A 21,920-nucleotide genomic window follows, 5' to 3' on the forward strand; every position below is an offset into this window, starting at 1 on the left:
CGGTTGACGCCATCCGATATGCAATGCCATGCTGTACTCGACATCGATGCAGGGAATCGATGTACAACAATTGGACGAAGAAGTCCTACGAAGAAAGAAAGGAGAAGGAGTCATGAAAGTGAAATCCTTCGTCAAAGGTACGGTGTCCGCACTGCTGGCCGCCGGCGTCGCCCTCAGCTGCGCATCCGTGGCCAACGCGGCAAGTGCTACCTACTACCCGATCAGCAGTGGTGTGATCGAGAACGGTTACTACCGCGGCAGCTATACGGCCGCCGCCAAACGCTCGTACATTACGCTGAGTTCCATGTCACATACCACGAAATGCTACGCAAAGCAGGACGGGCATTCCACGGAGGCGTCCAGCGTCGGCAACCCCGGCATGGGGTGCAGCGCCGTCCAGACCGGCACCGATCTCACCGTCGGAGACTACGTCAGGTATGTAGTGTCCTGATTTGAATACCATCAATATTTCCGTCAGGTTGAATCAGAACATCAATCGATTCAACCTGACGGAATTCCAATTATTTATAGTAATGGATACCAGACGATGAATACCAAACGACTATATTGCGCGGTCCTGGCAGCAGGGCTCCTTATCCTCACCGGCTGCGGCACCGTCAACGCATCACCCCAACACGCACCCACTGGCTCATCCACTGAGGTGGCCTCCGCAAAAATCGCGTCATCGCTTTCCGAGCGCATTCAGAATCTTCTTGCGATGAATGATACGATGGCACAGCCGATGTCCGAGAAGCAAATAGCGATTCTCAAAAGAGCCCTTGACCATGACGGCAAAGTGTCCAAAACTGATTACGATCAAGCATGGAGCAACTACCAACAGTGCGTCATCGATAAAGGTTATGCGGCCCCTACCAGCACCATATATTCCGACGGGATCCGCGGCAGCACAACAGTGACCGACGCCGACGACCGAGGAGAAGACGCCCTGCATAAGGCCCAAGATGATTCAGATGCCTGCAGATTGAGCGAGTATCAGTCGGTGGATGAGATGTACCGATTGTCCTTAGGCAATCCACAGCTGTACGCCGACCGTGATGAAGGCTTCGTGGACTGCCTCAAACGCAAAGAACTGGTGGATCCCTCCTACACCGCACAACAGTTCAAGAAGGAATTCGAGCAAAGCGGTGAGGAGTACTCGGCAAACCCGGAACAGTATCCCCCCAAAGAAGCTTGGCAAAAGTCACAGGAGGTCTATTCCTTTGACTTTTACGACAGTCAGGTGCAATACTGCTTCGCCACCAATGGGCATGACGTGAAGACATGGGCGCCCGAATCGGATGAGGGTGTGTGGCATCCATTCCGCAACAACAACCAATAACGTCCACGCCATGATGAGGGAATCATGAAGGCATAACGGACGACACCCACACACTCCATCGGACGTCAACGCATGAAGAAGGTGAGATGATGAGGAACTCACATGGATGGAAGCTCGCGGTGCTCGCCATCGCGGTATTGGTCACGACGGCTTCATGCACGAACGGCCACAACCAGACCGACGTGGACGGCGCGACGACCGCACCACAATCCGACGTATCCGATGCAGGCGCCAACGCGAAGCTGGCCTCATCCTTCACGGAACGCATCAACACGTTGCTTGAGCTCGACGACCAAAGCGACGAGGCGGACCGCATGAGCCAGCAGCAGCGGGACATGCTGCAGCGGGCGCTCGCGCATGACGGCATCGTCAGCAAAGCGGATTACGAGCAGGCGTGGGAGAACTACAAACAGTGCCTCGTCGACAAGGGATACACCAAGCCCGATCTGCCTCGGTACGCCAACGGATTGTACAGTCCGATCAAATCCACCGACAGCTCGACGCTGACCGAGGAGGAACGCGACAAGCTGATGGCGGATATGCACGCATGCTCGAACCATTATGTCGCAGTGGACGAGATGTACCGCTACAGCATAGCCAATCCGGATATGCTCTCCAACAACGAGGAGGCGGCCGTCGACTGCCTGCACCGTAAACACGCCGCCGAATCCTCGTACACGGCTGCCGAATACCGCCGGGACAACGCCTCCTACGAAACATATCTATCGCAGCATTCCGAAGACCCCGACCGTTACGAGCAGGCGCGCAGACAGTACAGGCTGGATCTCGGCAACGGTGACGTCGTCACCTGTCTGGTCGCGAACGCCAATCAGATGTACACCGACGACACCAACCCATGGAAGCCGTTCGGCTGATGAATATCGGCTAATGAATATCAATAGATAGTAGAAATAGATAATAGATAGTGGAATCATCAAAAGCCATGGCGCAGACGGATCCGCCCGTCTGCGCCATGGCTGGCATGAGCACGCCGAAATCGGGATGGCATGAACATGCTTCATAGGAGGGAGGAAGACATGCATCTGATGATGGTGGAGAACGATCCGCGCGCCGCGGAGAACATCGCCAGCTATCTGAGGTTGCAATGTCCGAACATCAGCATCCACACCTTGCGCGGCAATGAACATGATGTGGTGACGCAGTGCGACGGATCGGATATCGTGCTCCTCGACATGCACCTCATTCCCCAGTCGGGTCCGGCAATTTGCAGACAGCTTCGCACCATCAACGACCACACCCCCGTGCTCGGCATGACATGCATCGCGATGGAGCATTATCTCGACGAGATCACGGCGGCGGGCGCGCAGGGACTGATGCAGAAGGAACAGCTGGCATACCTGCCCAAGCTCATCGAACTGCTTATTCAGGACGGTACGACGAGGGGATTCCGAACCGCCCGCGACGCGCATGCCGCAATCATGGAGGCGACCCGATCCGGCGAGGCCGACCACGGTACACTCCCCGCGCCGCGCAATCCACTCACGCCTCAGGAACAGGAGACCTTCGCGTTGATGCGGCAGTATGGCGCGGACAGTGCGACCATCGCCGCGCACATGGGGCTGAGCGCCTCCACCGTACGCGGCTATATGCGCAACATCGCCGCCAAATACGGCGTAGGCTCACCCAAGAACGTCGTCAGGCTGCTGCTGAACGGACGTTGACGACGGCATCCAGGTGTGGCACGCGGTCATCTCCGCTGATCGGCAGTTCGACGTAGCCTTTCCAAACGCCGTCCACCCGTTCATGGCTGAATGTACCACCCATCGACGTGATGAGCGAGCGCAGGACGCGGATGCCGTTGCCTCCCTGTATCTTCGCTTCGCTCGATTCGGCGATGTCGTTCTCGTAGACGATGCGTACATGGGCGGCGGTCTCCTCCATGCGCACCTGATATCGCCCCGCGGCGTCGCCGTGTTTGAGGATGTTGGCGTAGATCTCGTGGCAGATCAGCATGACCAGTCCGTCGATCTCCCGATCATGGACGTTCGCGTCGCGCATGACATCCACCTCGGTGTCGCCGGCGAATCCATGCCGATGCAGCAGTTCGTCGCCCGCTTTCCCCTGATTTTTCAGTACCGTGGCGATGTCCTCGTCCCGACTGTCGGACAACCGCAGCGACATCGAATCATCACGCAGCTGCATGATGATCCCACGCAGGTCGCCTAAGGCGTTGCTGGCGTATTCCCCGACGCGTTCCCACCGCTCGTCGTCCGATTTGCCCGGATCGGCGTTCCTCAGCTGTACCTCCATCGAGATGAGGGCGAGCTCCTGGGACAGGGCGTCATGCAGGTAGGCGGCCAGATACTGGTTCGATTCCAGCTGCCTGACCTTGACTTCGAGCTCCACGGCTTTGCGCAGCTGTTCGTTGCGCCGGTCGTTCCAAGCCAGGAACCGGCCGACGACGACCATGGCGAGATACACCATGCAGAACGCCGTGCAGCCGTAGGGGGAGAAGGAGCCCAGCTTGACGTTCGTCTCTATGCATGTATATGCGGCCATGACGAACCACAGGGCCGCGGCGATCCTGGTCGATGTCTTATAACTGATCAGCACCACGGCGAGGAACAGGAAGTAGGCCGTGAACTGCCCGTAGCCGGGGATGGCGTATTCGCCGACGCCGTTGAGCAGCAGCACCGCGACGGACGCCCACACCGGGAACCAGTAGCAGCATACGACGATGGCCTGGGCCACCATCAGCCACACCATGGTGCCGGCGGAGGGCTTGGGCATCGCGTACACCCATACGTTCAGCTCATACAGCACCGAGAACACGATGATGAAGAAAGCGATGTATGGGTGCCGGATGCGCCTGATCCCGCGTCCTTTCGACGTCATTGCGCGTGCGCCCTGCCTCAGATCAGGCACAGGCCGAGCCAATGCAGGAACGCATTGCAGCCCCTGCCCGATTCGGCCGTGGTCGGCGCGGCGTCCATCGTGTCGACCTGCATGGAGGCGGCCGGCGCGGCCTGCATGGAGCATACCAGACCGATGGAGGCGATGATGGAGGCAATGGACATGATGATCTTCTCCTTTATTCGTGATGATCCCATTCGGGATCATCCGTGGTTTCAGTTCCTGCCAAGCTTATCAAGCAGCAGCGCCTCGGCGATGACGTCCTTCTCGAGTCCGGAGACGCTCACCGATTCGTTCGGACTGTGCGCGTTCGAGATCGGGTCCTCGGGGCCGGTGACGAGCACCTGCGCGTCGGGGAAGATCTTCTGCAATTCCGGGATGAACGGGATCGAACCGCCCTCACCCTTGTTCACCGGGGCGACGCCGAAGGCCTCCTCGAGCGCGGCGGCCGCGTCGGCGCTCGCCTCGCAGTCGGGATCCATCGCCCAGCCCATGCCGGCGTCGAGCGGCGTGACGTGCACGTCGGCGCCGAAGGGCGCGTTGCCTTCGAAGAACTCGACCATCGCGTTCATCGCGGCGTGCGGGTCCTGCAGCGGCGAGACGCGCAGACTCACACGGAACGTCGTCTCCGGGCTGATCACGTTGAACGAACCGTCGACCGGATGAGCGTCGAAGCCGATGACGGTCGCGCTCGGCTTCGTCCACAGCCGCGAGGCGAGCGAGCCGTCGCCGGCGAGCCGGTAGGAGTCGACGACACCCGCCGCCGCGCGCATGTCCGTCTCCTCGACGTCGCGCTGCAGGCCGCCGATCGGGTCGCCGCCCTCGACGCCCGGGATTGCGAGCGCGCCGTCCTCGTCGTACATCTTCGCGATGAGCATCGCCGCGAGCGTGTTCGCGTCCAGGATCGGGCCGCCGTACTGGCCGGAGTGCACCGGATGCTCGAGCACCTTGACATGCACGTCGCAGGTCGCGTTGCCGCGCAGCGACGTCGTCAGCGACGGCACATCGGGCGCCCAGTTGCCCGAGTCGGCGACGATGATCACGTCGGAGTCGAATTCGTCGTGGTGTTCCTCGATGAAGGGGATGAAGCTCGCCGAGCCCATCTCCTCCTCGCCCTCGAAGAAGATCTTGATGTTGACGCCGAGGTCGTCGCCGAGCGCCTTGAGCGCGCCATAGTGGATCGCGATGCCGCCGGTGTCGTCGCAGGTGCCGCGTCCGTACAGGCGGTCGCCCACCTGCGTGACCTCGAAGGGGTCGGTGTCCCATTCGTCCGGGTCGGGTACGGGCTGCACATCGTGGTGTGCGTACAGCAGCACCGTCGGCGCGTCCGGATTCGTCTCGAGCGAGCCGATGACTTCCCATGCACCCGCGGATCCGTCGGGGTTGTGCGACTGCACGACGCGCGCGTCGACGCCGACCTCGCGCATGATCCGCGCGACGTACTGCGCGGACTCCTTCATATGATCGCCGGTGATGCCCTGTGCGGACACCGACCTGAGCGCCACCTTCTGCCGTACGACGTCCATGATGCCCTGCCAGTCCGCCGCCACGCGCGCGCGGATCTCCTGTGCCGATATCTCCATGTCGTTCCTTTCGTCATTGCCGCCCGTGCCGCGGCGCGGCCATCCGACCGTCGACCCGTCTGCGTCGTCTGCGCCGTGCGCATCCCGTACGTTGCGCGCATTGCGCATGTGCACGTCGTTCGTCGTGTGGATCGCACGGCGAACGACGAAGCGTCGCATGTGCCGCCCGTAACGTCGAAGCCGATCGCATCGACGCTCCTGACGCTTACGGGTCGTATGTTTCGATTGTCGATTGTAGGCGGCTTCACCGTTCCGCGCCATGTCCTGTGCCGAGGGCGGCGGCGTGGCCTCGGCGTCGATGTCTTCACGTACGCTCGGCTTCATGGCAGTGAACAAGAAGGACGAAGGCAACGAAGGACAGGTCGCGCGCAACGCGCACGGCGAGAACGCGCAGCTCAAGGATGAACAGGGCGGCAAGGGACGTCCGACGCCGAAACGCAAGGAGGCGCAGGCGAAGAACATCCGACCGCTCGTGCCGAAGGACAGCGCCGCACAGCGCAAGGCGGCGAAGCAACGCATGCGTGAACGCGAAAACCGCGAATACGAGGCGATGCGCACCGGCGACCTGCAGAACATGCCAAAGGCCGAACGCCTCCCCTGGCGCGTCTATGTGCGCGACTATGTGGACGCCCGATTCAACATCGGCGAGTTCTTCATCCCCGTCGCGCTCGTCATCCTCGTGCTGTCCGTCATCGTCACGGCCTTCGCCAGGCAGATCCCGTACAGCATCCAAATCACGCTGATCCTGATGACGCTCCTGTACGTGTATCTGTTCGCGATCATCATCGACGTCGTCGTGATGTGGCGCAAACTCAAGAAACTGCTCATCGCCAAATACGGCGAGCAGGCCGTCGCCAAGGGCATGCGCACCGGATCCTATGCGTGGAGCCGCGCGATCCAGCTGCGCCGCTGGCGTCTGCCGAAGCCGCGTTACAAGAAGCGCGGCCACTGGCCCAAGTAAATCGTACGCAAACGCGATGCGCGGGGCGGTAGGGAGTCAACGATTCCCCGCCACCCCGCGCATTTTGTTGTTCGGGTGGTCGCGTGACCGCGTCGTGTCGCGCGCTCTCGCTGCGTCGCATGTTACGGGCAGCACCGTTCTCTTACGGGCAGCTCTTTCGTTACGGGCAGCGTTCTTCGTTACGGGAGGCGCCCTCTTACGGGACGCATCATTCTTACGGGAAGCACCTTCGTTACGGGCGCCATCTCGTTACGGGCAGCATCTTCGTTAGCGGTAGCACTCGAACTCTGCCGTCACTCTCCTTCTCCTCGCAGGCCGCGTGCTCCCGCTTGATCGATATGGGAAGTATCCCTCCCGTACACATAATCATGACCTCCCGTAGCCACATCGACGATCGCGATCACGATGAGCGCGATCGCCACGACTGCCCATAAGCGCGACGCCTGCTTCGTGCGTCGGTGATGCTCTGCACATCGGAAACGTGGAATCAGTACAACGACTGCCTGTAAGCCCAAACGATCACCCTCAGAAACGAGGACTGCCCGTAACTACCCGTAACAACGACAGCTACCCGTAAGCGTGAACAGCGCCTACCTGTAACGAAACGGCCACCCATAACGATGATGACTACCTGTAGCAACGACGACCACCCGTAAGCACGAACAACGATGACAGCTACCCGTAAGACAAGCACCTACCCGTAACGACGATGACAACAGCTACCCGTAACAACAGCCGCCGCCCGTACGCCGCAGGGCGTCGCAGCGCGGCGGCCTTTGCGTCGCATGCATTACAATGGTTGCCGGTCCATCGGTAGTACACCGCAGCTTTCTGGAGGCATCGTGGCATCCCAACATTTCGACATCGCAATCATCGGCGCCGGACCCGGCGGCTATTCCGCCGCCCTGCGCGCAGCCGAACTCGGCAAATCGGTCGTCATGATCGAACGTGACGAGACGCTCGGCGGCACCTGCCTCAACCGCGGATGCATCCCGTCGAAGGCGCTCATCACCGCCACCCGGACGCTCGACGCGCTCGCACACGGCGAGACGATGGGCATCGTCTCCAAACTCGAGGAGATCGATTTTGGACGCCTGCGCGACTATCGCGAACACACCGTCGCGACGCTCGTCGACGGACTGCGCGCGCTCATCGAATACCGCGGCATCACCGTCTACCGCGGCGACGCGTCGCTGGGCGCCGACCGCCATGTGCGCGTCGTACCCTCCGCCGGCCAGGAGCATGTGCGCAGATTCACGAAAAACGGCGGCTTCGACGAGATCACCGGCGACCTCGACATCACGGCCGACGACATCGTGCTCGCTACCGGCTCGCGCCCACGTGACCTTCCCGGCACGACATACCACGGCGCGATCGTCGATTCGACGGCCGCGTTGTCGCTCAACACGTTCCCCCACAGCGCGGTCATCATCGGCTCCGGCGCCGTCGCGCTCGAGTTCGCGTCGATTTGGAACAGCGCGGGCAGCGACGTGACGCTGCTCATCCGCAAGGACAACGTGCTGTCGAAAAGCGACCGCCGCGCCGCGCTCGCATTGTCACGCGAACTCAAACGACGCGGCATCAACATCATCCGCGATGCGCACGTTCGCAGTGTCGATACCGGCGTCAACCTCGGCGCGACCGTGCACTACACGCTCGGCGATGACGACGAGGAGCGTACGATCTGCGCGGAGATCGCACTCGGCGCGATCGGCCGCGCGCCGAACACGGATGAGCCGTGGTTCGCCGACTGCGGCGTCGCGCTCGACGACGCCGGCATGGTCGTCATCGATGAATACGGTCGCACGAACCTCGACCATGTCTGGGCGTTGGGTGACATCACCGCCGGCCACGCGCTCGCGCACCGCGCCTTCGCGCAGGGTCTCGTCATCGCCGAGACGATCGGCGGACTCAAGGCGCGGCCGGTGAACGAGGACGCGATCGCGAACATCGTGTTCAGCTCGCCGGAGTTCGCCACCGTCGGACTCACGCTACGGGATGCGCAGGCGGACGCACGCTACACCGACGTCAGGGAGACCGTGTTCCCGGTGATGTCGAATCCGCGCATGGTCATGAACGCCACCGGCGGCTCCTTCTCGATCGTCAGTGGCCGCGACACGTCCGGCGACGACACCGAGTATGTGCTCGGCGTACACATCGTGGCACCGGATGCGAGCGACATGATCGCCGAAGCCCAGCAGATCATCGCCAATCGCATTCCGCTGCACGAGGCGGCCGACGCGATCCATCCGCATCCGACCTTCAGCGAGATGCTCGGCGAGACGCTGCTCAAGGCCGACGGCCGCCCGCTGCACACCCGCTGACGCCGCAGTTTCTTCGATTTCCCAGCGGGGTGACGCCGTCCACACGACGACGTCACCCCCTTTTTTCGTAACTCTGTCGCGCCCGCGCATCCCTTACGGGTTGTACACGCTTACTCTTACGGGCAGCGCACTTCTTACGGGCGGCACCCTCCTACGGGCAGCACACACTTATGGGCAGCGCACTTCTTACGGGCAGCACATCTCCGTCCTCTCGCATCTCTTATCGGTAGCACGCCACACTTCTTACAGGCAGCGCACTCCCTCGCCGCCCACCGAACAATTCACGAGAACCGCGGTCACGCTTATCGGCGGCATCGATGTAACACAAGAGGGGATGGTCAACTGATAGAGTATGGAACCATTGCAACAGCACGCATCCGATAGCGTTCGAAAAATGTTCGCAAAGCAATTAGGAGAGGCGATACATGGCATCGAAGGACGAGCAGCCGAAGAAGAAAAAGCGCGGCATGTTCAGCCAGATCAAGCAGATCTACCAGTTCACGCATAGAGAGGACAAGGCGCTGCCGTGGATCGTCGGCGGCGTGTTCGCGGTTCCGATCGTCATCGGGCTGGTCTGCGGATTCGTGTTCCACTGGGGATGGTTCGGGTGGATCAGTTGGATGATCCTCGCCGCCGTCACCGGCTTGCTGTTCGCCACAATCGTGCTCACGCGCCGCGCGGACGCCGTCGGCTTCAAGCAGCTCGAGGGTCAGCCGGGCGCGGCAATCAGCGTCCTCGGCAACATGAAAAGGGCCGGCTATGACTTCCCGCAGGAACCGGTGTGGGTCGACCCGCGCTCGCATGACGCGATCTGGCGCGGCACCGGCTATCAGGGCATCTATCTGATCGGCGAGGGCGACTACGGCCGCGTCATGCGCGCGATGGACCGCCAGGAGAAGATGATCAAAGGCGTGACCGCCGGTTCGCAGATCCCGATCTACCGCATCTGCGTCGGCACCGGCCCCAAGCAGGTGCGTCTCAAGGATCTGCGCAACGTCATCCTTAAGAAGCGCACGTACATCCCGAACACGAGCTCCAACAAGCTCGTGCGCACGGTGAAGAAGCGCCGTCGTTTTGTGATGACGAAGGATCAGCTGATCACGCTTAACGAACGCCTGCATACGCTGCAGCGCAAGAGCAGCATGGGCGTTCCCAAGGGCATTGACCCGATGCGCATGCAGAAGGTCAGCAAGCGCGCGATGCGTGGACGCTGATTCTCGTCGTCTAAACTGTTCGGGACCGGTTTCGCCGGTCCCTTTTTCTTTGTCTATATTTTGTTCACCTGTATTTGTTCGCTGTGATTGATCCGTCCGCGAGCGCAGCCGACGTCATCTGCACGACTCTTCTGTGACCTTCCGCATCGTCATTGCATAGTCGATGCATAATCAACGATTGCGCAAAAGAGGGAGGCTGCCCGTAAGCAACGGGCGCCCGTAAAGAGACGACCCCCGTAAGGAGACGACAGTTCGTAGCAATTGCGGCACGTAAGCGATCGCTACCCATAACACTCGCTACCTGTAACGACTGTCTCCCGTAACGAACATTTTCCTTACGGGTAGCACCGAGGCATACGCCACCCGTAAGAGATCGATCACCGTATGCATGGACAACCGTCATCACTTCCGATGATCACGACCACCCGTAATGAAAATGAATAGTGTTGTCCGCACGAACAAGCCGACGACGACTGCCCGTAACGACTGCCACCCATATGAATGACCCCCGCAACAACCGCTACCCGTAACGATTGCGGCCCGTAGGAACGACCACCCGTAAGAAGAACGACCACTGCCCGTAAGAACGGCAACGGCATCACGATGTCCACATTGTGCGCAGGGGCATGATGGCGGCGGTGCGTCCTCCGTGACGCGGCATCGCCGTCGTTTCAACGTTTCCGACGTGCCGACGATTGCGCCCTTACCGCCCGAAACATATTCGTAACTCAAACTTCGAGTGAGCGAAACGCTGCGACCTATGCTGATACCCGTAACCACTTATTGAAAGGAGCGGTCCCGTGACCACACTCGAAACCAAGGAAGACGCCGAGGCCCTGATCAATCAGGAAGGCATTGAATATGTCTCCGTTCGCTTCACCGATCTGATTGGTGTTCAGCAGCACTTCACGGTCCCTGCCAGCGAATTCCTCAATGACGCATTCGACGAGGGCATGCCGTTCGACGGTTCCTCCATCGAAGGCTTCCAGGCCATCAACGAGTCCGATATGAAGCTCGTCCCGGACATCACGACCGCCTACGTCGATCCGTTCCGCAAGCACAAGACGCTCAACGTCGCGTTCTCGATCGTCGATCCGCTGACCGATGAGCCGTATTCGCGCGATCCGCGTCAGGTCGCGGCGAAGGCCGAGGCCTATCTGAAGTCGACTGGCATCGCCGACACCGCCTCCTTCGCTCCGGAAGCCGAGTTCTTCATCTTCGACAAGGTCCGTTTCGGCAACGACATGCGCGGCTCCTTCTACGAGGTCGACTCCATCGAAGCCCCGTGGAACTCCGGTCTCGACGTCGAAGAGGACGGCACGCCGAACATCGGCTTCAAGAACCGCGTCAAGCGCGGCTACTTCCCGGTCCCGCCGATCGACCACACGCAGGATCTGCGCGACGACATGGTCTCCAACCTGCAGAAGGTTGGCCTCATCCTCGAACGCGCGCATCATGAGGTCGCCGGCGCCGGCCAGCAGGAGATTAACTATCGCTTCAACTCGCTGCAGCACGCGGGCGACGACCTGATGAAGTACAAGTACGTCGTCCACGAGACGGCCGCGCTCGCCGGCAAGGCCGCGACCTTCATGCCGAAACCGATCGCGGGCGACAACGGTACCGGCATGCACTGCCATCAGTCGCTGTGGAAGGACGGCAAGCCGCTGTTCTACGATGAGAAGAACTACGGCGGACTGTCCGACATGGCCCGTTGGTACATCGGCGGCCTGATCAAGCACTCCTCGTCGGTGCTCGCGTTCACGAACCCGTCGCTCAACTCGTATCACCGTCTCGTCCCGGGCTTCGAGGCGCCGGTCAACCTCGTCTACTCCGCGCGCAACCGCTCCGCCGCGATCCGTATCCCGCTCGCGGGCACGTCGCCGGCCGCCAAGCGCATCGAGTTCCGTGCTCCGGATCCGTCGTGCAACCCGTTCCTCGCGTTCTCCGCGCAGCTCATGGCGGGCCTCGACGGCATCCTCAACCACATCGAGCCGCCGGAGCCGGTCGACAAGGATCTCTATGAGCTTCCTCCGGAGGAGCATGCCGGCATCAAGCAGGTGCCGTCGTCGCTCGCCGAGGCGCTCGACGCCCTCGAGGAGGATCACGACTTCCTAACCGCCGGCGACGTCTTCACCGAAGACCTCATCGAGACCTGGATCGACCTCAAGCGTGGCGAGATCGATCAGGCCCGCCTGCAGCCGACCCCGCTCGAGTACGAGCTCTACTTCCACATCTGATTCCTTAGGAATCCGATAAAAACGGATGGCATTCACGCAATGCCATCCGTTTTTTCATTGCCCTCCTCCGACGCCCCGCCCATCCCCATCGTCTCCCCATCCCTATCGTCTCGCCCGCCACCTCTTACGGGTAGTACATCCCCTTATGGGCGGTGCATCCCCTTACGGGCAGCACCTCCTTCTTATCTTATGGGCGGCACGTCCTTCTACAGGTGGTATGTCTCTTACAGGCAGCACTGCTTACCGGCAGCACTGCTTACAGGGTGCATCTCTCCTCCACTTTCCTCACTCTCCTACTCCGTCCACGCTGCATCATCGTCATCGCGTTATCGACCGACCAAAATACATGCCCTCTGCTTTACTGGATGCTGACACGGGGGCTTGCCAGGCAGGCTGAGAGGAAGCGTGAGCTTCGACCGCATGAACGTGAATCGGGTAATGCCGACGCACGGACGTCTCTTTCCCCGTGCCTTCCACCATATGAATTTCCATATGACTATGACAAGGAAAGGCACTCCCATGACCGATACCGAAATCAATGCCTCCCGCATCCCGTACGCGTCACGCCGATGGCGCGTCGTCGATCTGGTGACCGCCACCGCCATCGCCGCCGCGTCCGGCCTCATCTTCTGGGTGTGGGATTTCGTCTGCACGGCACCGCTGGCGCTGTTCGGCGCGCTCACCCCCGGTTTCGAAGGCATCCTCAACGCGTTCTGGCTGTTCGCAGGCCCGCTTGCGGCCATCATCATCCGCAAACCCGGCGCAGCGTTGTATGCGGAGACCGTCGCGGCGATGCTCGAACTGCTGCTCGGCAACCAATGGGGAGCAGGCGGCTCCCTCGTCGTCGGCATCATGCAGGGGCTCGGCGCCGAACTCGGCTTCGCGCTGCTCGCCTACAGGGTGTGGAATCTGGCGAGCACGATGCTTTCCGGCGCTTTGGCCGGTCTCGGTTGCGGCATCTACTACTGGATCACGAATCCAGGCTGGGGCACGCTGCGCGCGAGCGTCTATCTGGGCACGTCGGTGGTCTCCGGCGCGCTCATCGCGGGCGGCTTGGGCTGGGCGCTCTACCGAATGCTGCTGAAGACCGGCGCGCTCGACCATTTCGTATCCGGACGTCGATGACAATCGACTGCAACCCGTAGTCGTCGGGCGCATGTGCCTGCGATGCTTACGGGTTGCATATCGGTGACGCGTCCCTTCTTCGAAACCGAAATGAGGCGTCTGCGCGGGCGTTGCGATCCGCCGTTTCCGGATCGCAACGCCCGTTGCCGTTTCGTTCGCCTCTGGCGCGCCGCCTGCGCATGCAATACAGTGGGTCGTTGTTCGACCCTGACGACAATTTGCCTCGGGTCCTTTTCCCATTCATGCAGAAAGGCATCGAAATCGAATGAGCGATGAGACGACGATCATTGAACACGCCGTGCTGGAACGTTTGGATCACGTCATCGACCCCGAATTGGGTCGTTCCGTGACGCAATTGGGAATGATCGCCAACATCACCGTCATTCCGACTTCCGGCGCCGCGTCCCCCGACGCTACCGATGACGTTTCCCCCCATGCTACCGGTAGCGCCTCCTCCATGCTTACGGGCGGCACTCCCAACGCCGCTGCCCGTAACGCCGCCGACACCGACGTTGATCTTACGGGTAGCACCGACGACCCTGCCACCCGTAACGACGCTGCCCGTAGTAGTAGTGCCACCCGTAACGATGTCGACGATGCTGCTACCGGTAGCAGTGCTACCCGTAACGATGACGATGACGATGCTACCGGTAGCAGTGCCGCCCGTAGTGATGTCGACGATGCTACCCATAGCGGTGACGACACCGCCGCACGCGGGCGCGCGTATGACGTGGTCGTCGAGGTCGAGTTGACGGTGCCTGGCTGCCCGTTGTCCGAGCAGATCGCCGCGCAGATCGAGCAGGCGGTGCGCAGCTACCCGTACGCACGGCTCACGCCACGCATCAACGTCGGCACGATGGCCGACGAAAAACTGCAAGCGCTCGTCAGCGACCTCAAGGCCGCACGCCGCGAGAACCCGTTCAACAAACCCGGCATCAAGACGCGCATCTTCGCGATTGCCTCCGGCAAGGGCGGCGTCGGCAAATCGTCGATCTCAGCGAATCTCGCAGCCACCTTCGCCGCACTTGGCTATGACACTGCGGCGATCGACGCCGACATCTACGGCTTCTCGCTGCCGCGCCTCTTCGGCGTGCACAGCCAGCCGACGAATCTCAACGGCATGCTGATGCCGGTCACGTCGTGGGGCGTCAAACTCATGTCGATCGGCATGTTCGCTGGCTCCGACCGCGCGATCCTGTGGCGCGGCCCCCGCCTGCAGCGTTCCCTCGAACAGTTTCTCGCCGACGTGTGGTGGGGCGAGCCGGACGTGCTCATCCTCGATCTGGCGCCCGGTACCGGCGACATGGCGATCTCCGTCGCGCAGGCGCTGCCGAACGCCGAACTCGTCGTCGTCACGACGCCGCAGCCTTCCGCCTCCGACATCGCCGTGCGATCCGGACTCGTCGCGCTGCAGGTGCCGATGCACGTGCGCGGCGTCGTCGAGAACATGAGCTATTTCGACCATGCCGGCGAACGTCTCGAAATCTTCGGCGCCGGCGGCGGTGAACGCGTCAGCGAACAGCTGTCACGCGCACTCGGCCACGACGTGCCGCTGCTCGCACGGCTGCCACTCGATCCACGCATCCGCGAGATCGGCGAAAGCGAAGGACGCCCCGCCGTGCTCAACGAGGACGGCACGCTGCGCGACGACGACTTCGGCGACACCTTCGTCCGCCTCGCGCGCACACTCATCGACGACGTACCACCGACGTCGGCCGCCGATAAGCGCTGACGTTTCCGCGATGTTGTGACAGTGTCATGTCGTCGACGTCGTCACAATCTGCGCTAACGTCATCGTGACGTGATGACGCCATCTTCATGATGATGTCGCGTCGTCACGACTCTCGTCAGCGGCGTCGTGACGTCACGACGTCATCATGACACCATCATAACGCCGCCACATCGCCGCCAATCCGCGCTGATGTTTCCGCGACCCTCACTGCCACAGTCACCACGCCACAGTCACCGTGCCGCCGTCGCCAATCCGCGTCACGCCTCGGCGGACACGCTGCGTTCGTTGGCGTGCGTCTGCTTGACGCCCGCGACGGTGCCGGTGGCGAGCAGTTCGTCGAACTGCCGTTCGTCGATCATCGGAATGCCGAGCGCCTCGGCCTTGGCCGCCTTCGAACCCGCATTCGCGCCGACAACGACCCAATCCGTCTTCTTGCTGACCGATCCAGCGGCGCGACCGCCGCGTTCCATGATCGCCTCCTTCGCCGAATCGCGCGAATAGGTCTCCAACGAGCCGGTCACGACGACGGTCTGTCCGGCGAGCGTCTGCGGCAGGTCGCTCCTATCCGCCTCCATGCCGACGCCGGCGCGTTTCCATGCGGCAAGCACCTTGCCGCGCCAGCTCGTCGGATCCTTCGCCTGCGCGAACCAGTCGACGACCGATTCGGCGATCTCGGGGCCGATGCCGTCGATCTGCATGAGCTCGTCGACGGTCGCGTCCTCAATCGCGTCGAGTGTGCCGAAATGCTGTGCGATGAGACGCGCGGTTGGCGGCCCGAGCCGGCGGATCGACAATGCGACGAGCACACGGTCGAGGTCGGTGTGCTTGGCCTTGTCGACCTCGTCAAGCATCTTGCGGGTCGTCTCCGTGGGACAGATGTAGATGTCGCGGCCGCTGCGCTCGTCGACGCCGACGACGACGCCGTCGGAGGGCACGGGCTTCGCGTCGCTCGCCTTCGTCGGCGTCGTCCAGAACGCCGGCACGCGGTGCCACAATCCCGATCCTCCGATGCGTTTGCGCACCTTGCGCCGCCTGCCGTCCTCGATTTTCTCGCTCACCTCGATGATCGGCGCCTCGCGCCACACGAACACGTCCTTGAGATGGCGCGCGTCGAGGTCGAACACATCCGCCTCGCTCGACAGCACCGGCTGCTGCACCTGAGGCAATCCTAGCCCTTCGGGGGCTATGTACGGCTCGGGCTCCTCGCCCGGCCGCACGCGCAGTTCCATGACGTTGGGCGCGTACGCCTCGATCGAGGCCGGTCGGTTGTCCTCCGGGTTCGTCAGCGCGATCGCGCTCTGCTCGCCCAGATGCTCGATGTCGAAGGCCTTGCGCGAGGCGAGGTTGATGATGCGTTCCGTCAGCTGCGCCGGGCACGATTCGGCGTTCGGGCACCGCAGGTCCTTGTCGCCCTCTTTCATCGGACGCAGCAACGTGCCGCACGACGGGCAGTGCGTCGGCATGTGGAACTCGCGCAGCTGCCCTTCGCGTCCCTTGCGGCGCGCGAGCACGGGGCCGACGAGTTCGGGGATGACGTCGCCCGCCTTGCGCACGACGACGACGTCGCCGATCAGGATGCCCTTGCGCTTGACCTCATAGCCGTTGTGCAGCGTCGTGCGCGAGACCGTCGAACCGGCCACGTAGACGGGTTTGAGGATCGCGACCGGCGTGACGCGGCCGGTTCGTCCGACCTGCACGACGATGTCGAGCAGCTCGGTGTTCACCTCCTCGGGCGGGTACTTGTAGGCGATCGCCCAGCGCGGCGCGCGCGACGTGGCGCCCAGACGCCGCTGCAGGGCGAGGTCGTCGACCTTGACGACGATGCCGTCGAGCGCATGTTCGATGTCGTAGCGGTGCTCGCCGTAGTATTCGATCATCTCGATGATCTCGTCGAAGTTCGTCACCTCGCGTGTGTGCGGCGAGACCGGCACGCCCCACCGCTGATACAGCGCGTACGCCTCGGACTGGTCGTGCACTTCGTCGGCGACGTCGACAGGCTTGCCCGGCCCCCAGACGAGTTCGCCCAGGCCATGCGCGTAGAAGCTTAGATGCCTGCTCGCCGTGATGCGCGGATCCTTCTGGCGCAGCGAACCGGCTGCGGCGTTGCGCGGATTGGCGAACGGCGCCTTGCCTTCGTCCTCCTGGCGTTCGTTGAGCGCATGGAAGTCGTCCCAGCGCATGAACACCTCGCCGCGGATCTCCACGAGTTCGGGGATGTCGCCTTCGGGGCCGCCGAGCGTCGCGGGGATTGTCTGGAACGTGCGCACGTTCATCGTGATGTCCTCGCCGGTCACGCCGTCGCCGCGCGTCAGGCCCTGCGTGAGCACGCCGTTGCGGTAGATGAGGTTGAGCGCGAGCCCGTCGATCTTGATCTCGCAGGTCATCGGCAGCGGCTTGCCCTCGGGCCAGTCGAGCGCCGCGCGCACGCCGTCGTACCAGGCGCGCAGCTCCTCGTAGGAGAACACGTCGTCGAGGCTCATCATGCGCGACGGATGGCGCACCGAGGCGAACTCGTTCGAGAACGTGCCGCCCACGCGCCGCGTCGGCGAGGACGGTGAATCAAGCTGCGGGAACGCCGCCTCGAGCCGCTGCAGGCAGCGCATGCGCGCGTCGTAGGCGGCGTCGGAGGACACCGGCGCGTCGTCCACGTAGTAGGCCATCTGGTCGGTTTCCACCCATGCTGCGAGCCGCGCCCACAGCCGCGCCGCCTGTTCGGCGCTCAGGGCGTCCACGTCGAGGTCGTCGAGGTCCATCGCGTCGTTGTCGTCGTATCGAAGCGCGTCGATCCACTCGTCCGAGCCGATGACGTCCTTCGCCTCCTTCGCGTCCTCGCCGCCGCCAACTGCTGCCTGCATGTGCCGCACCTTTCCGTCCATGTCTTCCGGCCGTCCGCGCCCGGCGCGCCGAACCGTCCGGCCCTTTCCCAATATATCGGCCGCACGACGCCGACCCGCCGCCGATGCGGCGAAAACCTTACGCGTTGAGCGAGCGCAGGAACTGTATCTGCACGATGTCCGTGTCGTCGCCGACGAGACGCATCGCGGCCACGGCGAGCGTGCGCGCCGGGACGAACATCGCACGGTCGACGCACATGCGCGCCGCGTCGAGCACGATTGGCACGACCTCGGTGCGCGGCCACACCGGCACGTCGTGTGCCTCGAGCGTGTCCATCGCCTCCTGCAGCGTCAACGGCAGGCGGATGCACTGCGACTGCGCGCGCGCCCTCACCTCGTTCATCTCGGTCGTCCGCGTCGCCGTGTCGTCGCCGATCGCCCCGCTGAGCATGTATGCGGCGTAGGCGACGTCGAACTCGTCGTGCATCCACGCGGCCTGCGCGAGACGGTAGTAGGCGTAGGCGGCGTCGGATCGGTCGAGCGAGACGCGCAGCACGTTCAGGCATGCCGCCCTCGCCGAATCCCAGTCCTCGTTCTGCGCGAGCTGCACGGCGAGCTTGAGATGCGTGAGCGCGTAGGACGGTGCATAGGCGACGAGCGCGTTGAGATGCCTGAGCGCGGCGCCGGGCCCGTCGAACTGTGCGAGCGCGTCGGCGAGTTCGAGATGCGCGTAGAACAACGTGTCCGGAATGAGCACGGTGCGTTCGTCCGGCAGCGCGAACAGACGGTTGTAGACGACGCGGTCGGCGTACGAGTTGAAGTAGCGCGGCACGCCGTCGATGTCGCGATACACGTCGTCGAGGGCGTCGACGACGCGTTCGACGCCCTCGAGCGCCTGCTTGGGCTGTCCGGCGAAGAAGAGGTCGCGCGCCTTAAGCCGCGCGTCATCGAGGTCCTTCAGCAGCGTCGACGTGAAGTCGGGCGTGTCGTCGCCGTCGATGAGCGCGGACGTGATGTCGGTGGCGTGCGCAAGCAGTTCGGGGTCGCCGATCCGTTCGATGACGTCCATCGCCTGCTGCGCCTTCGTCGCCGACGACATGCTCGTGTCGGCGGCGAGCGTGTGGAAGCGGCCCAGCGCGTTGCTGATGAGATCGTCGCGTTGGATCGCCAGACCGAAGGTGTCGTCGGCGCCGAGCACGTGCGCCGCGCCCGGGTCGAGCCTCCTGTCGTGCTCCTCGGGGGCGTCCTGCGCGCCCTGCTGCGAGAAGCGCGCGTCCGAGATCGAGAATCCCGGATCCACCGTCCTCAGTCCCCCGTCGTCGTCGAACGCGAGCGCCGCGTCGAACATCCGATAAGTGCCGACCGGATCGGCCAAGCCGTCCTTCTCCAGTCGTTCGAGGAACGCGGCGCGCGTGAAGACGACCGTCGTCAGCGTGCGCATCGTCGGCCCCTGCCGCAGTCTTTCGATCGCGTCGTCGCCAAAGCCCGCGCCCGCGCCCGCGGACGTCGCGGTGCGCGCGCCGCCGGAGCCGTCCGCCGTCTGCGCCGTCTCCTCGTGCTCGTCGTGTGCATTGTGCGCTGCGTCGTGCGTCGCGTCGAAAGGCGGCGCGTCGTCGGCGTGTTCGTCGTGATTGATGTCGTCGAAGGCGAAGGCGACCTCGTCGATGCCGCCGCCGCGCATCAGCGCGTCGAAGTCCTCGTCGCCGTCGCTGCCCCCATTTTCGTCGCGCGCGACGTCCATCGACGGCACGGCGGGCGGCGTCATGATGCGCGTCGGATTGCCGTGGCGGTCGCCGTCCTTCGGCCCCGACTTGCCGCCGAAATGGTCGGCGTCGGCGTCGCCGAGGCGTTCGAATGCGCTGAGCGCGTCGTTGATCGTCGAATGGATGACGTCGTCCTGTTCGGCGATCGCCTCCTCGAGGCCGGGCGACTCGATGCGTATCGCCACCTCGTCGATTCGCGCGTCAACGCCGAACATGAGTGCCGCGAGCATGACACCGACGCGCAGGTTGTAGCGTGCGCTCATCCGTGCGCGCCACGCGTCGTCGGTCGGCGTCCAGCACCGACGTGTCGCGTCGTAGACGCCGCGCGGCATGAGCGCCGGACCGGCCACCGTGAACGCGAGCGCGGCGGTGCTGCCTTCGAGGTTGAGTCTGAAGTCGCAGTCGAAACGATACGGCAGCCGCATCGAACGGATGAGCCGTGCGAGCGACTGACGCACGACCCATTCGCCGTGCCGACCGTCGCCGATGCCGTCTGCATGCGCGACGTCGTCATCAATATTGACATCATCGATATCGATGCCAGCGCCGCCGACGTCAGCAGCGTCATCATCGTCGTCGTTCGCGTCGCGCAGATCCTCGGCGAACAACGCGCCGGCGGCCGCGCGCCGTTCGCGCACCGGGTCCGGATGCTGCATCGCGATCGCCTGCGCCGTCAGCTCGGCGAGGGCGACGAAGTCGTTCACGACGCCGAAGTCGGCGTCGTCAGGGTCGATGTCACGCGACGAGTCGAAGGCGATAAGCGCCGGATTCTCAAGGAACGTGCGGTCGACGAGCGCGACCTGCGCCGCCGTCGCCGTGTCCTCGGTCGGCCGCGAGCCGCGCGCCGCGTTCCCGTCGAGCCATGCACGCAAAGCGGCGACGCGGTTGAGCGCGCCTTCGATCTTGAGCGACGTGAGCGCGGCGTCGAAAGGCATCGGCATGTCCCACGTCAGGAAATAGTTGCCCGAGTACGGCGAACGCAGCGTGTGCATCGGCTCGGCGCCGTGGTCGGGCAGCAGTCCCGGCACGTCGTCGAGCGCGCCGGATTCGCGCATGAGCCTCATCGCGTACTCCTCGAGTCCCGACACACGCATGCCGAGCATCCTCGTTTCCTCCTCGTCGCGCACGCTCATGCGGATCGCGCTCAATGGTGCCTGCCGCGACAGACGCCACGCCAGGTCGGCGGCGCCGAAGGGGATGAGACGGCCGCGCAGCCGCGGCTGCAGATAATCGGCGAAGAAGGCGACGGTCACGGCGTCGCGGTAGCCGAGCCCGGTGCGCAGCGCGTCGGGCAGGTCGGCGCGCATCGATTCGAGCGTGTAGCCGGCGGAGGCCTTCGTCCATCGTCCCACGGCGACGCCGTCGGGCTCATCGAACGCGACGACGACGCCGCGACGCACGCCGCCGCGACGCACGGACGCGTCGTCCGCTTCGAGCACGAGTCGCGGTTCGAGCGACTGCAGGTCGGCGCGCGGCTCGCCGGTCGCGAACACGCGGCCGCGGTCGTCGGCGAGCGCGAGCTGCACGAAACGGTCATGACGGACGAACAATCCGATAGCGAAGGTGCGCGTGCCGGGGATCTGCAGCCAGCCGGGCGTCGCGTCGTGACGTTCCATCGGGAATCCGTCGAACATGCGGCGGCGTGCGAAGGCGCCGACGCGGTAGGTCTGCGCGTCCGGCGGCACATCGTCGCTCCAGCGGAACATCGTGCGCAGCGACCTCAGCGCGCGTGCGAGCGACGGCGGCAGCACGTCGCCGTCCGCGCCGGCATGCGCATGCGCGCGTGTGCGGGTGTGCGCGTCGTCCGTCGCCGTCGTCTCGATGGGTGCCGTGTCCCCGCGGCCGCGGCCTTCCATCCGTCCCCGTCCTGTGCGCGCTGCGTGCCGTTGTCTCATACGACTAATGTACAACGTGCCCACCGATACCCATGGTGC

General features: G+C 63.5%; 14 protein-coding genes, 2 pseudogenes and 1 riboswitch. Of the genes and pseudogenes, 11 read left to right on the top strand and 5 right to left on the bottom strand.

What is annotated here, in order from left to right; genetic code table 11:
* Positions 1-112 precede the first annotated feature (112 nt).
* The 4 genes from G606_RS0100705 (at position 113) to G606_RS0100720 (ending at position 3,021) form a co-directional block, all read left to right on the top strand.
* Positions 113-451 (top strand): hypothetical protein, encoded by a 339-nt coding sequence (locus G606_RS0100705; protein WP_026644388.1) that lies wholly within the window; start codon positions 113-115, stop codon positions 449-451.
* Positions 452-547: 96 nt separating this feature from the next.
* Positions 548-1,339: a hypothetical protein gene (locus tag G606_RS09315; RefSeq protein WP_155802695.1), complete on the top strand. Its 792-nt coding sequence runs from the start codon at positions 548-550 to the stop codon at positions 1,337-1,339.
* An 89-nt stretch (positions 1,340-1,428) separates the two neighbouring features.
* Positions 1,429-2,214: a hypothetical protein gene (locus G606_RS0100715; RefSeq protein WP_133120880.1), complete on the top strand. Its 786-nt coding sequence runs from the start codon at positions 1,429-1,431 to the stop codon at positions 2,212-2,214.
* 174 nt (positions 2,215-2,388) lie between these two features.
* Positions 2,389-3,021, top strand: a complete 633-nt coding sequence (locus G606_RS0100720) for a response regulator (protein ID WP_165778694.1) — start codon at positions 2,389-2,391, stop codon at positions 3,019-3,021.
* Here G606_RS0100720 and G606_RS09320 read toward each other — a convergent pair.
* Genes G606_RS09320 through G606_RS0100735 form a run of 3 tightly spaced genes read right to left on the bottom strand, consistent with a single transcriptional unit; the run spans position 2,996 to position 5,796 of the window.
* The gene (locus G606_RS09320) at positions 2,996-4,195 is read right to left on the bottom strand and encodes a sensor histidine kinase (RefSeq protein ID WP_101671032.1); all 1,200 of its coding nucleotides are present in this window, start codon (positions 4,193-4,195) and stop codon (positions 2,996-2,998) included. The genes G606_RS0100720 and G606_RS09320 overlap by 26 nt on opposite strands.
* Before the next feature lie 17 nt (positions 4,196-4,212).
* Entirely contained in the window at positions 4,213-4,377 is a 165-nt protein-coding gene (locus G606_RS11070) for a hypothetical protein (RefSeq protein WP_155802698.1), read from the bottom strand.
* 51 nt (positions 4,378-4,428) lie between these two features.
* Complete coding sequence (locus G606_RS0100735) at positions 4,429-5,796, bottom strand: dipeptidase (protein ID WP_026644391.1); 1,368 nt, start codon at positions 5,794-5,796, stop codon at positions 4,429-4,431.
* 322 nt (positions 5,797-6,118) lie between these two features.
* On the opposite strand from G606_RS0100735, the gene G606_RS0100740 reads away from it, so the two are divergent.
* The 7 genes and pseudogenes from G606_RS0100740 to G606_RS09325 all read left to right on the top strand — a co-directional run.
* Positions 6,119-6,757, top strand: a complete 639-nt coding sequence (locus tag G606_RS0100740) for a DUF3043 domain-containing protein (protein WP_026644392.1) — start codon at positions 6,119-6,121, stop codon at positions 6,755-6,757.
* An 842-nt stretch (positions 6,758-7,599) separates the two neighbouring features.
* Positions 7,600-9,081 carry a dihydrolipoyl dehydrogenase family protein gene (locus tag G606_RS0100745; protein WP_026644393.1) on the top strand — a complete coding sequence of 494 codons (1,482 nt, stop codon included), beginning with the start codon at positions 7,600-7,602 and terminating at the stop codon, positions 9,079-9,081.
* Positions 9,082-9,506: 425 nt separating this feature from the next.
* Positions 9,507-10,295, top strand: coding sequence for a DUF4191 domain-containing protein (locus G606_RS0100750; protein ID WP_026644394.1), 789 nt, complete (start codon positions 9,507-9,509; stop codon positions 10,293-10,295).
* Between the two features lie 800 nt (positions 10,296-11,095).
* Positions 11,096-12,532 carry a type I glutamate--ammonia ligase gene (glnA, locus tag G606_RS0100755; protein WP_026644395.1) on the top strand — a complete coding sequence of 479 codons (1,437 nt, stop codon included), beginning with the start codon at positions 11,096-11,098 and terminating at the stop codon, positions 12,530-12,532.
* Between the two features lie 363 nt (positions 12,533-12,895).
* Positions 12,896-13,003, top strand: a riboswitch (TPP riboswitch).
* A gap of 48 nt (positions 13,004-13,051) precedes the next feature.
* Entirely contained in the window at positions 13,052-13,657 is a 606-nt protein-coding gene (locus tag G606_RS0100760; RefSeq protein WP_051198265.1) for an ECF transporter S component, read from the top strand.
* Positions 13,658-13,922: 265 nt separating this feature from the next.
* Positions 13,923-14,027: pseudogene (locus G606_RS11510) on the top strand (iron-sulfur cluster assembly protein); the annotation flags it as partial.
* A 354-nt stretch (positions 14,028-14,381) separates the two neighbouring features.
* Positions 14,382-15,389: pseudogene (locus tag G606_RS09325) on the top strand (Mrp/NBP35 family ATP-binding protein); the annotation flags it as partial.
* Between the two features lie 257 nt (positions 15,390-15,646).
* Here the strand turns inward: G606_RS09325 and ligA are convergent.
* Both ligA and G606_RS09335 read right to left on the bottom strand, forming a co-directional pair.
* Positions 15,647-18,244 (bottom strand): NAD-dependent DNA ligase LigA, encoded by a 2,598-nt coding sequence (gene ligA, locus G606_RS09330; RefSeq protein ID WP_231371363.1) that lies wholly within the window; start codon positions 18,242-18,244, stop codon positions 15,647-15,649.
* Between the two features lie 118 nt (positions 18,245-18,362).
* Positions 18,363-21,881, bottom strand: coding sequence for a tetratricopeptide repeat protein (locus G606_RS09335; protein WP_155802700.1), 3,519 nt, complete (start codon positions 21,879-21,881; stop codon positions 18,363-18,365).
* Positions 21,882-21,920 lie beyond the last annotated feature (39 nt).

The sequence above is a fragment of the Bifidobacterium sp. AGR2158 genome (assembly GCF_000424225.1).
Lineage (GTDB): Bacteria > Actinomycetota > Actinomycetes > Actinomycetales > Bifidobacteriaceae > Bifidobacterium > Bifidobacterium anseris.

What these genes read in the sequence shown, in the direction of transcription:
- G606_RS0100740 (WP_026644392.1), top strand. Translation starts at nt 6,119, where the DNA reads ATGGCAGTGAACAAGAAGGACGAAGGCAACGAAGGACAGGTCGCGCGC.
- G606_RS0100750 (WP_026644394.1), top strand. Translation starts at nt 9,507, where the DNA reads ATGGCATCGAAGGACGAGCAGCCGAAGAAGAAAAAGCGCGGCATGTTC.
- G606_RS11070 (WP_155802698.1), bottom strand. Translation starts at nt 4,377, where the DNA reads ATGTCCATTGCCTCCATCATCGCCTCCATCGGTCTGGTATGCTCCATG.
- G606_RS0100705 (WP_026644388.1), top strand. Translation starts at nt 113, where the DNA reads ATGAAAGTGAAATCCTTCGTCAAAGGTACGGTGTCCGCACTGCTGGCC.
- G606_RS09320 (WP_101671032.1), bottom strand. Translation starts at nt 4,195, where the DNA reads ATGACGTCGAAAGGACGCGGGATCAGGCGCATCCGGCACCCATACATC.
- G606_RS09335 (WP_155802700.1), bottom strand. Translation starts at nt 21,881, where the DNA reads ATGAGACAACGGCACGCAGCGCGCACAGGACGGGGACGGATGGAAGGC.
- G606_RS0100715 (WP_133120880.1), top strand. Translation starts at nt 1,429, where the DNA reads ATGAGGAACTCACATGGATGGAAGCTCGCGGTGCTCGCCATCGCGGTA.
- ligA (WP_231371363.1), bottom strand. Translation starts at nt 18,244, where the DNA reads ATGCAGGCAGCAGTTGGCGGCGGCGAGGACGCGAAGGAGGCGAAGGAC.
- G606_RS0100760 (WP_051198265.1), top strand. Translation starts at nt 13,052, where the DNA reads ATGACCGATACCGAAATCAATGCCTCCCGCATCCCGTACGCGTCACGC.
- G606_RS0100735 (WP_026644391.1), bottom strand. Translation starts at nt 5,796, where the DNA reads ATGGAGATATCGGCACAGGAGATCCGCGCGCGCGTGGCGGCGGACTGG.
- G606_RS09315 (WP_155802695.1), top strand. Translation starts at nt 548, where the DNA reads ATGAATACCAAACGACTATATTGCGCGGTCCTGGCAGCAGGGCTCCTT.
- G606_RS0100720 (WP_165778694.1), top strand. Translation starts at nt 2,389, where the DNA reads ATGGTGGAGAACGATCCGCGCGCCGCGGAGAACATCGCCAGCTATCTG.